This is a genomic window from Veillonella sp. CAG:933 (assembly GCF_000431435.1).
In the GTDB taxonomy this organism is placed as follows: domain Bacteria; phylum Bacillota; class Negativicutes; order Veillonellales; family Veillonellaceae; genus Veillonella_A.
On the sequence record NZ_HF986188.1, the window covers coordinates 30,067 to 41,467 of the forward strand.

Sequence of the window (11,401 nt, forward strand, 5' to 3'; positions counted from 1 at the left end):
AAAACGGCTCTATATCGTAAGATATGGAGCCGTCTTTTTCTGTTTTACTATAGATTTGACCGAATTTTCTTCATTTTGCTAGACGTGAATCAAACGGTGCATTTTGGCTTGAAATAATTGCCTTAAATAGGCAATCCGTGCCGGTCGGGTACTTGATGAACCGCCTGTTTTAAAGTATACTATAAGGTAGAATTTAAAGAAGAACTATAAGACTATAGAATAATAGAGTGCATTAAAGACTATAGATTAATAGATTGCATTATGGGAGGAAGTATTGTTGGAAAAGCTCGTCATTAACGGTGGTAAACCGTTGAATGGTCGCGTTCGTGTAAGTAGCGCAAAAAATGCGGTGTTGCCGATTATTGCGGCCACCATGTTGGCATCGACGCCAAGTCGATTAGTAGAAGTGCCTCATTTGGAGGATGTACATACGATTTGTGAGGTAATTTCAGCATTAGGCGTTAAAGTTACCAAGGATGAAGCTAATCAGGAAATCCGGTTTGATGCTTCGGAAATTACGGCTACAGAAGCTCCCTATGAATTAGTTCGTCGCATGCGTGCGTCGTTTTTAGTTATGGGACCTTTATTGGCACGCCGTCGTGAAGCCCGTATTTCTTTACCCGGTGGTTGTGCCATCGGCTCGCGTCCTATTGATTTACACTTAAAAGCGTTTGAAGCTTTAGGTGCCACTATCGAAATGGGGGACGGTTATGTATTGGCATCCGCTCCGGAAGGCCTTAAAGGTAATCAGATTTATCTCGACTTCCCAAGCGTTGGCGCTACGGAAAACGTAATTATGGCGGCTTCCATGGCGGAAGGTAAAACGATTATCGAAAACGCTGCGGAAGAACCTGAAATTGTAGATTTAGTAACTTACTTAAATAGTATGGGAGCCGATATTCGCGGCGCCGGCACGAATGTAATTCGTATCCAAGGCGTTAAAGAATTAAAAGGCGCTACTCATACGGTAATTCCTGACCGTATCGAAGCTGGTACGTATCTCATCGCAGCGGCGATGGCCGGCGGTGACGTGTATGTTGAAAATGCTTTATCCGAGCATTTAAAACCGGTTGTGGCGAAATTGAAAGAAGCCGGCGTAACCGTGCAGGAAGATGTGGACGGTATTCGCGTTATTTCCGACGGCAATGTAAAAGCCGTAGATATTAAGACATTACCATACCCGGGCTTCCCGACGGATATGCAGGCTCAATTCATGGCCTTTACGACCATTGCCAAGGGAACCAGTACGGTTATGGAAACGGTTTTTGAAAACCGCTTTATGCATGTCGATGAATTGAAGAAAATGGGTGCTCAGATTCGCATTGAAGAGCGTCGTGCTATTGTTGACGGTGTACCTAAATTGAAGGGCACCGAAGTACGGGCTACCGATTTGCGTGCCGGAGCTGCTTTAGTGTGTGCCGGATTGGCGGCGGAAGGTGTTACGAAAGTAACCCAGCTGTCGCATATTGACCGAGGTTATGACAACTTGGTAGGCAAATTAAAAGGGTTAGGTGCTGACATTGTTCGGGTGGACGAGTAAGAAAAAGGTAAGCCGTGCCGAAGTTTTGCAAAAGCGTGAAGAGCGACGCAAACGAAGCACGCAACCCATTGCGACGACCACGCCTAAAACAGTAGCCAAGAAAGCAGATAAATGGGTATCTCCTTTTGAAAAATTGGCGCTGTGGTGGGCCTATGACGTAGGCATTGACTTGGGCACGACGAATGTATTGATTTACATTAAAGGCAAAGGCGTTGTGCTTGATGAACCGGCCTATGTAGCTTGGAATATTCACACTCATGAAGTGGTGGCTGTCGGTGAAGACGCGCGCATTATGCTGGGGCGCACGCCGGCGGATATTGAAGTCATTCGCCCCCTTCAGGACGGTGTTATTAATAACTATGACATGACGGAGTTCATGCTTCGTTACTATATTAAGAGCGTGTTACCGGCCTCGACTTTATTCAAACCGCGCATCGTTATATGCGTGCCGTCCGGCATTACGCCGGTTGAAAAGAGGGCTGTTATCGAAGCGGTACTTCAAACGGGTGCCCGTAAGACGGTGCTCATCGAAGAGCCGTTGGCGGCCGCTTTGGGGACGGGCCTTGATAAAGCAGCGTCTGCCGGAGCTATTGTGGTTGACGTAGGCGGCGGCACTACGGATATTGCGGTGCTTTGCACCACCGGTGTCGTAGTGAGTAAGTCTTTGCGCATGGGCGGTGATAAGTTTGATGAAGCCATTATCAGCTATATCAAACGACGTCGTAAGCTATTAATCGGTCGGCGTACGGCAGAAGAAGTAAAAATTGCTGTCGGTACGGTGGATCGTAAAGCGCCGGTAGAAGAAATAACCGTGCGCGGTCGCGATATTGTGAGCGGCTTGCCGCAGGCTATTAAAGTAAGTTCCAAGGAAGTGCAGATGGCATTGGAAAAACCGGTGAATGTTATCTTGGAAGGTATCAAAGATATTTTGGAAAAAACGCCACCTGAGTTGGTAGCGGAAATCTGTGATCATGGTATCATTCTAACCGGAGGCGGAGCGTTAATCAGCGGTTTTGACCGCCTTATTACGCGGGCTATCGGGGTAGCGGCCTATTTAGTGGACAATCCTCGTTATTCGGTTATCGTCGGAACCGGTCGTGCTTTGCGTGAAATGGATCGCTTGCAGGACAGTTTGGAAGAATTGCAGTAGGCCCAATAGCCCGTCTTGTTTCAACAAACCGGACCGGATATGGTGAAGCGTAGTTATATTGGCTTAAGCAATTTAGCCATTGAATAATAAATACAAAGAAGATTGTGAGCGGCAAGGTCGCTTGCAATCTTTTTTATTTTCACATAATATTTCAAGTAGTTAGCGGGTATATATGTTATAATAGATAAAATGGTACTAAAATGACGATAATAGTTTATAGATTTTTTCAAAGGAGGGAACTATGAAAGCCTGTAAGAAGAAGCTTAGTGCAGTCTTAATGGCAGGGATAATGAGTTGGCTCGTAGGCGGCGCTGCGGATGCGGCGGATTTGACAGCCGTACGTGCTACCAATGAAGTGGGGCACACCCGCATTGTCCTTGACATGAAGGGATTACCGGATGGCTGGAGTTCTATTTATAATGAAAAAGCACAGCAGGTACGAATCCATTTTGCCGGTACTGCGAATCGCACGAGTGGTCCGGTTCAGTATAACAATCGCAATAGCGGTGTTTTGCAAGGCGTAGGCTTGGCGAGCACAGATACAGGCCTCGACTTATCGCTCAGTGTAAATCAGCCGATTCGCTACCACATGTTTACTTTGCAAAATCCGGACCGCATAGTATTGGATTTGTTTAATAATTATGATCAGCGAACTACAAAGCCCTTGAAGGACGGTGTGGTATATACTAAATGGGATACCAGTACCGATACGGGGCGCGTAAAAGTAGATGCCCTTATGGTGGCGCCCACAGAGCCGGCCGTGATTAAAGCGGACGGCGATAAGGCGGAGACCTTGGCTGAGGTGACGCCGACCGGTGCCATTTCGGTGGGGCTTGTCAATGCGGCTGATGTCGCGGCCGGGCTCAACGGTGAAGGGCTAGCGGAAGGAACGGTACAGCTTGCTTCCGGTGAAAAAATCCCCGTTGTACCGGGCTATCAAATTACGCCGGTAGGGGTACTTCGTTATATTCCTAATCAGGGGTATACGATTAGTGTGGAAACGCCTAAATTGCAATTGAAAGAAGGGGACAAAATTTATATCGTAAGCGGTGTTAATCGCACGCGCGGTGCGGATGAGCTCATCGCCTATAATGCGGCTTACGGCTCATCGACGCACACCAATGTGTACGGCAAAGAGGTTACGTTACGGCGCAATGTGGTTATAGCTAAAGGTACGAACGACTCTAAATTGGCTGATGCCGATATCGTGTTGTCGGCTCACGGTGCCATGGTGCCGGTGATTGATGCATTACGCATCGGCGATATTGTGAACTTACAAGTGGTTCCTACGATTGTTAAAATCAGTGCGGCCGGTACGACTTTGGCTCAAAGTAAGCGAATCGTGTTGGCTAATGGTATGGTGACGGATTTTGACGACGACAATTATCGTGGTCATACCTTATTAGGGGTGCGACCTGACGGTACATTGATTGTCCTTTTGGCATCCGGCAATTATCGAGCATCTTCCGGCATAACCTTGGAACAAGGAGGCCGTATGCTGTCAGAGTTTGGGGCGGTTACGGGCATTGATGCGGGTTATCAGCGGGATAATGATCTATATGCCAACGGTACCTACCTCCATCGCGATGAGACCAGTTTTGGCACAGCGCGCTATGGGGAAATCATAATTTTCCCTTAATGGGTCCGTTGCCGATACTGTGAATTTTTAATGATAGAAGGCGGATTTAGTAATAAATTTGCTTATCCGTGATATAATATATGTAGACGTTAGTCAAAGGAGGATTTACGTATGAAAAAATATATGAAATTTTTAGTAATGGCTGCTGTTGGCGTAAGCCTGGCGACCGGCTTTGTTTTCACGGCCTCCGCAGCCAATGTCAACCAGGAATCCGTATTAACCGGTCAGGTTGTATCGGTTGTACCGGTAGGTACAGTTGTTAAAGAAGGGGACGTATTGGTTACAGTACAATCCTTAACGGGCCCAATGCCGGCTGCTCGTTCCACTGTTAACGGTGTAGTAACGAATGTAACGGTTAAAAACGGCGACCAAGTAAACCGCGCACAAGTTGTAGCCGTGGTTGACGGTAAATAATCAAAGCAATTCCGCTGAAGTATTCAGTTAAAACAGTTGACATATAGTTTTAGAGAGGAGCTATGAATGAAGCCATTTCGTTCATCACGCCGGTATATGAAAGGTGTACTGGCGCTTTTCTTTTGTTGCACTGTAGCCGCTTCGGCACAGGCAGTTGATTTTCTGCCCGTAACCGATGTGCATACAGGCATGGAAGGACACGTTGATACAGTAGTAACGGGAGATGATATCTCCAGTTTTAATATGAAAGTTTTAGGCGTCATGAAAGACCGTGGTCCGTCGGGCGATTTAATTTTAGCTAAATTTTCCGGCCCCGTTATTGATGAAACGGGCGGCATCGTACACGGTATGAGCGGCAGCCCCGCGTATATTGACGGCAAGTTGGTAGGCGCCGTTGCCTACGGTTGGGGCTTTGCGGATGGCACTATCGGTATGATTACGCCAATCGAAGATATGGTTAAGCTTTGGAATATTCCCTATGAAAAGAACTTAGCCAATCCTTGGCGCGACAGTCAGTTGATTCCCCTTGGCACGCCGCTTATGGCTTATGGCTTCGACCCATCGGCTCTTAAGTTTATGAAGGAAAAGTTGCCGGAATATGAGTACAGCACATATGATACGGCAGCGGCCGACGGTGATGATGTGGCTAAACCGCTTAAAGCGGGCGGTTCCGTAGCGGCTTTGCTCGTTGACGGTGATTTGAAACTGGGGGCAATCGGTACGGTAACCTATGTGGATCAGGATAAAGTCGTAGCATTCGGTCATCCGTTTTTAAAACGCGGCTCCGTAGGCTACTTCATGCATAATGCGTCTATTTTTACCGTTGTAAAAAGCTTGGATTCCGGTTTTAAGCTCGGCTCGATGGGCGCTGAAGTAGGGACTGTAACGGAAGACCGCGGTGCCGGTATTGCCGGTACATCGGGCAAGATTACGAGCGGTATTCCTATGGCGATTACCGTGCGTGATCTCGATATGAACCGAACTCGTCAAGCGGGTGTTAAAGTGGTGGAAGCCGATGAGTTGACACCCACATTAAGTACTACGGCGGTTTATAATTTTATCAGTAAAACATTAGATCGCAATGGTGAAGGTACATCCACCTTAACACTTAAAATCCAACCGCGTGATATTAATATTCCACCGTTGGAACGGACAAATATGTTCTATTCCAATGATTCCATCGGCATCAAGAGTGTTGATGAATTCTACAATATTATCGACGTGCTTATGAATAACCGTTTTATCAATTATGAAATTGCGGGGATTCAAGTGGATGCATCCTTAACGAAGGAAAAGAAAACCGCTGTAATTGGTGATGCCACGTTATCACCGGCTGTTGCATCGCCGGGGGATACAGTGGTAATTAATGTGAAATTACAACCGTTCCGTGAAGAACCGATAACGAAGGAAATCTTCTTTACCGTGCCGAAGGATCAACCGTATGGGGAAGTAACTTTGGAAGTTCGCGGTGGCGGCGTGGTACCATTGCCATACCTTTTGGAAAAACAAAAGTACAATTTAACCGATGAAATTATTCGTCGTTTGAAAACGTATAAAGATTTTGACGAGTTCTACAAAGAACTGCGCAATACGGATACGAATAATCAGATTGTGGTTGAAATCTTGGAAGATGGCGTCAGCATGGTAGAAGACGGTGAAAAAGCCGATACGAAAGGCGCTAAAATTGATGTGGCCGATGAGACTAAAATTCCGGGTGCTGTACCGAAGGGCAAAGCGAAGGAAAACATTCCGGGCATTGACGACAAAGATGACAAAGAACCGTATAAGGCTAAAATCGATACGGAATACGTTATCCGCGGCGACGGTCAATTCGTATTGAAAGTTATGTCACCGGCCGACCGTGATAAAGAAAAGGCTCGACTTGCTCGTGAAAATGCGAAGAAGTTGAAAAAAGCGGCGGACGATTCCGGCGAAACTGTAAGTCAATAAGAATAAACTGAATAGTAAGCAATGAAGGCGATGGACAGTGATGTTCATCGCCTTTTTATATTGTGGGACCGCTGTTTGCCGGAAAATAGAATTTTTTTCAAAAAGATTGTAAAATTTAGATATATTCATCGTTGGTACTGATGACAATGACTAAAGTTTTGTGATAAAATGAGGGGTAGTAATCATACTCAATTATAAGCAGATGTGATGAACTTCAATAGATGTGATGTAAGAGGAGGAGAACTTTTGCAGTGGTTAGAAGCGCTTGGCCGTGAAGTGATACGTTGGTTGGCACGTTGCGGTGAAGCTGTAATATTAATCGGCCAAACCATTAAACAATTACCAAAGGCCAATTGGCGCCATGTTATATTTCAAATGGCTCATTTGGGAGTAGATTCGTTGCCGATTATCAGTTTAACTTTATTGTTTGCCGGGGCTGTAATGACCTTGCAAATTGCCGATATTTTGATTCGCTACGGTGCACAAGGTACGGTTGGCGGCATCATGGCCATTGCCATGGGGCGTGAATTGGGACCGGTACTGGTAGGTGTTGTGTTATCGGGGCGTGTCGGGGCAGCGATTACCGCCGAGATTGGTACCATGAAGGTAACCGAGCAAATCGATGCCCTCAAAGTAATGGCCGTTAATCCTATCGGCTACTTGGTAGTGCCGCGCGTGATTGCGTGCATGATTATGGTGCCGATTCTGGCATTTTACGGTGTTATTATCGGTATCGGCGGCGGCTATGTGGTAGCGACGCTGTTTAAAGGTATGGCGGGTATGACTTATACCGATTCCATTCAACTTTTTGCCGTTACCAGTGATTTAACTTACGGTTTAATCAAAGCCAGTGTATTTGGCGCTGTAATTGCTCTTGTTGGTTCGTACAAGGGCATGTATACTAAAATGGGGGCCGAAGCGGTAGGTAATGCAACTACCAGCTCCGTGGTGACCAGTATTATTTTAGTATTCGTATTAAATTATTTCTTATCCATGGCGTTATTCTAGTTATTAGTTTGATAAGTCGGTTGATTTTAGTATTATTTTCATGAAAAATATTGCCCCGTTGCTTAAAAGGCGGGCGTTTTATCATTGAATTTTGAAACAGATATTTTATAATTATAGTAGCAGCTATAGGTTCGGTTAAAAATCGGACTTATAGTTTGAGATTAATTGAGGCCGGAGATTCATGATTGAATTACAGGATGTGGTCGTTGCCTACGGCGATAGGGTTATCCTCGACCACGTAGATTTGACAATAGAAGATGGCGAAACCTTGGTTGTCCTGGGCGGCAGTGGCGCCGGTAAGAGTACGATTCTGCGTCTCATAATCGGCTTGCAACGACCGAACAGCGGACGTATTCTGGTGGACGGCGTCGATGTAGTCGGCTTAAGCGAAGACGAATTTAACAAAGTTCGTGAAAAAATGGGTATGGTGTTCCAATACTCGGCGCTTTTCGACTCCATGACAGTGGCTGAAAATGTAGCTTTCGGGCTAAGACAGCATACGGAATTAACCAATACTCAAATTAAGGAAATTGTGCAGGAAAAATTGGATTTGGTGGAGCTGCCTAATACGGGCGACTACATGCCGAATGAATTGTCCGGGGGCATGAAGAAACGTATCAGTTTGGCCCGGGCCATTGCTTTAAATCCTCGCATTATTTTATATGATGAACCGACGTCGGGACTTGATCCTATAACATCGGGGACAATCAGTAAACTTATTCGGAGCATGCAAAAGCATCTTCACTGCACTTCGATTGTAGTAACTCATGATATGCAATCGGCTTTTTATGTGGCCAATCGCATTGCCTTATTGGATAAGGGCAAGTTTATAGAAGTTTCGAGTCCGACTGAATTTAGGAAATCTAAAAACAAGTTGGTTCAGCAGTTTATACATGGCGGCGATATTATGGAAGACGCCGGTGAGGGGGAGAAAACAGATGAAGTTTAATACAGAGGCTAAGGTGGGCTTGTTTACCATTATCGGCCTTTGCTTATTTGCGGCGGCGATCATTTTTGTCGGTCGTTTGGAATTATTTGAACCGCCGCGGATGCATATTACCGGCGATTTTCAGTCGGTTACGGGCCTTAAGACCGGTAACCAGGTTAAATATTCCGGCGTTACGGTGGGCCGGGTGAGTTCTATGGAAGTTACCGCCAAAGGGGTAACGCTTACCATGGATATTGATAAAGATACGGAAATCCCGATTGACTCCGAGTTTGCCTTGGCCAATGATGGTATTTTGGGCGATAAATTCATTCAAATTACGCCGGGACGATCCCAAGTCTTTTTAAAAGACGGTGACATGATTCGCGGTGACGGTCATAGCGATATTGATAAAACTATGCAGCAAGCTACCATATTGATGGAAGAAGCCAATAAAACCTTGGGCTCCATTAACAATATTATCGGCGATGCGCAGACCCAGACATCACTTCGCAATGCCCTTCGCTCTACGGAAATCATCGCCAATAATACGGCGGAACTTACGGCTCGTTTTAATCAAATGGCTCTGGATAATCAGGGTAACATTAATGAAATTACAGCCAACATGACTGATATTACACGTAATATGACGGCGATTACGGGTCAGCTTGATACATCCTTACAAAATTTGGATGGCGACGGCCAGGCCTCTCGCGATATGCGTACTATTTTAGATAATTTGAAAACAACAACTGACAGCTTGAATTCCATGGCCGCTTCTATGCAGGGCATCGTAACGGACCCGCAGAGCAGTCAGGATATTAAGGAAACTTTGCATAATACGGCGCAGTTGACTACTAAGTTAAATCGTCTCACCGGTGGCGACGTAGATAGTCGTGAATCCGGAAAAAAGTACCCTTTTAAGGCAAGCGCCAATATGGAGCTCTTATATAATACAACGAAGAATAAATATAATCCGAATGCGGATTTTCGTTTGCAATTCGGTCAAAATTTATTCACCTTGGGAGCGAATAATATTGGTGATGGCAGCCGCTTGGAACTTACGTATGGTAAATATGTGGCGGATCAATTCTCGGTTCGCGGTGGTATATTTGACGGCGACGTAGGTGTCGGTGTCGATTACGGCATGGGCGGTCCGTTTACAATATCCGCGGCCGTTATGGATTTAAATGATGTGCGCTATCGGATTCGCAGTGAAGTGAGATTGTTTGATGATGTATATGCCATCGCTCAATTCATTCGTCCGTTTAGCGAAGAAAATGGTGGTAATTTCTACGGCATTCGATATGTCTTTTAATTTTGGGAGGTAATACCATGTTAAATAAAAAAGCTCTTTCTTTAGCCATTGCAATGTCTTTGACAGCAACCGGCGTATTGGCCGCCGGTTCTAATGATGATGCTAAAATTGCCAAATATCAGCAGGCAGCATTAGTGATTACACAGCAAACTTTGGCAGATAGAATCGTTAAAGACGAAGTGGTAGGCGACAAAGTGTCCTTAACATTACCTCATACGGTGGAATTGGCTTTGGCTAATAACCGTGATGTAAGACAATCCGAATGGCAGTATGAAGCAGCTCGTGCTCAGGTAAGCGTAGCGGCAGCGGCTAAAAACCCAACCGTAAGTTATGCCTATAGTGGCGGTCGCGGTAGCAGCACGACTCAGACAGGTGGTACCGCTATTGCTGATTCTGCCAGCAATACATTCCGTTTAGCCGTACCTATTTATACAGGCGGTAAAGCGGAAGCGGCTATTGAATCGGCTCGTTATTCCCGTGAAGGTTATAATGCAGCCTTGGAAGCCGCTCGTCAAACAGCCAAATTGAACGCAGCCAGCAATTATTATTCTTTGATTCAGGCCCGCAATAAGGTGGATATTGCCCAACAATCGGTTCGCGATTATGAAGGTCATTTAACAAATGTAAATCAGCAATATAATGTAGGTATCGTGGCCAAATCCGATGTATTGGCATCCCAAACATCATTGGCCAATGCTCAGACTTCCCTGGTAGAAGCACAAAATGCGGCTAATTTGGCGGAAGCAACCCTTAATAACTCTATCGGCTTACCGGTTAATACGAGCGTAGAAACGGCGGATAATTCACTCGGTTATACACCGTATCCCGTAACTTTGGCCGATGCCCAGGCGTATGCACTCTTGCATCGTGCGGAACTCGTTCAGAGCACCATGGCGGTAAAAGCGGCAGAAGAAGCGATTAAATCAGCTAAATCCGGTTATTTACCGACTTTGAGTGCTACTGCTTCGCAGGCTTGGAGCGGTGATGACTGGGGCGGTACGTCCAATGATAATTGGTCTATCGGTGCTGCTGTATCTTGGAGCCTCTGGGATGGCGGTGCTACCAGCGAAAGTATTAAAGTGCAGGAAGCTAATTTAGAACGCTATAAAGAAGCTAATTACCAGGTTATGGACAGCATTAATTTGGCTGTTCGTAAGGCTTATTTAAATATGAAATCCGCTGAACAGACAATCGACAGCACGCGTGTGGCCGTAGAACAAGGTCAGGAAAACTTCCGTATTGCCTCCTTGCGTTATCGTGCCGGCGTTGGTACCAACCTTGATGTACTTGATGCGGAAACAGAATTGGAAACAGCTCGTAACAATTATGTAGATGCTTTATTTAACTACAATATTGCTGTTGCTACTTTGGAAAACGCTATGGGCGTGCCTTTGGAAACTCCAATCGGTGGTGCGGCAGCACTCGTTAATGAAGCCAATCCNNNNAGCACTCGTTAA

Annotated in this window: 9 protein-coding genes; all 9 read left to right on the top strand. The window is 45.7% G+C overall.

From position 1 onward, the window contains the following. Positions 1-277: 277 nt before the first annotated feature. The 9 genes from murA (at position 278) to QZL64_RS04855 (ending at position 11,401) form a co-directional block, all read left to right on the top strand. On the top strand, positions 278-1,540 hold the full coding sequence (gene murA, locus QZL64_RS04815; RefSeq protein WP_127058437.1) for a UDP-N-acetylglucosamine 1-carboxyvinyltransferase: 1,263 nt from the start codon (positions 278-280) through the stop codon (positions 1,538-1,540). Next, positions 1,512-2,690, top strand: coding sequence for a rod shape-determining protein (locus QZL64_RS04820; protein ID WP_021840866.1), 1,179 nt, complete (start codon positions 1,512-1,514; stop codon positions 2,688-2,690). Before murA ends, QZL64_RS04820 begins: the two co-directional genes overlap by 29 nt. A gap of 241 nt (positions 2,691-2,931) precedes the next feature. Then, complete coding sequence (locus tag QZL64_RS04825) at positions 2,932-4,329, top strand: AMIN domain-containing protein (RefSeq protein WP_021840867.1); 1,398 nt, start codon at positions 2,932-2,934, stop codon at positions 4,327-4,329. 111 nt (positions 4,330-4,440) lie between these two features. After that, positions 4,441-4,743, top strand: a complete 303-nt coding sequence (locus QZL64_RS04830; RefSeq protein ID WP_021840868.1) for a hypothetical protein — start codon at positions 4,441-4,443, stop codon at positions 4,741-4,743. Positions 4,744-4,809: 66 nt separating this feature from the next. Then, positions 4,810-6,693, top strand: a complete 1,884-nt coding sequence (locus tag QZL64_RS04835) for a SpoIVB peptidase S55 domain-containing protein (RefSeq protein ID WP_021840869.1) — start codon at positions 4,810-4,812, stop codon at positions 6,691-6,693. Positions 6,694-6,939: 246 nt separating this feature from the next. Next, entirely contained in the window at positions 6,940-7,701 is a 762-nt protein-coding gene (locus QZL64_RS04840; RefSeq protein ID WP_021840870.1) for an MlaE family ABC transporter permease, read from the top strand. A 181-nt stretch (positions 7,702-7,882) separates the two neighbouring features. Next, entirely contained in the window at positions 7,883-8,650 is a 768-nt protein-coding gene (locus QZL64_RS04845; protein ID WP_021840871.1) for an ABC transporter ATP-binding protein, read from the top strand. Further along, positions 8,640-9,944: an MlaD family protein gene (locus QZL64_RS04850; protein WP_021840872.1), complete on the top strand. Its 1,305-nt coding sequence runs from the start codon at positions 8,640-8,642 to the stop codon at positions 9,942-9,944. The genes QZL64_RS04845 and QZL64_RS04850 overlap by 11 nt, the downstream gene beginning before the upstream one ends. A gap of 53 nt (positions 9,945-9,997) precedes the next feature. After that, positions 9,998-11,401, top strand: coding sequence for a TolC family protein (locus QZL64_RS04855; RefSeq protein ID WP_441351088.1), 1,404 nt, complete (start codon positions 9,998-10,000; stop codon positions 11,399-11,401).

Excerpts from the sequence above, each read along its gene's own strand:
- QZL64_RS04825 (WP_021840867.1), top strand. The coding sequence starts at position 2,932 with ATGAAAGCCTGTAAGAAGAAGCTTAGTGCAGTCTTAATGGCAGGGATA.
- QZL64_RS04830 (WP_021840868.1), top strand. The coding sequence starts at position 4,441 with ATGAAAAAATATATGAAATTTTTAGTAATGGCTGCTGTTGGCGTAAGC.
- QZL64_RS04835 (WP_021840869.1), top strand. The coding sequence starts at position 4,810 with ATGAAGCCATTTCGTTCATCACGCCGGTATATGAAAGGTGTACTGGCG.
- QZL64_RS04845 (WP_021840871.1), top strand. The coding sequence starts at position 7,883 with ATGATTGAATTACAGGATGTGGTCGTTGCCTACGGCGATAGGGTTATC.
- QZL64_RS04850 (WP_021840872.1), top strand. The coding sequence starts at position 8,640 with ATGAAGTTTAATACAGAGGCTAAGGTGGGCTTGTTTACCATTATCGGC.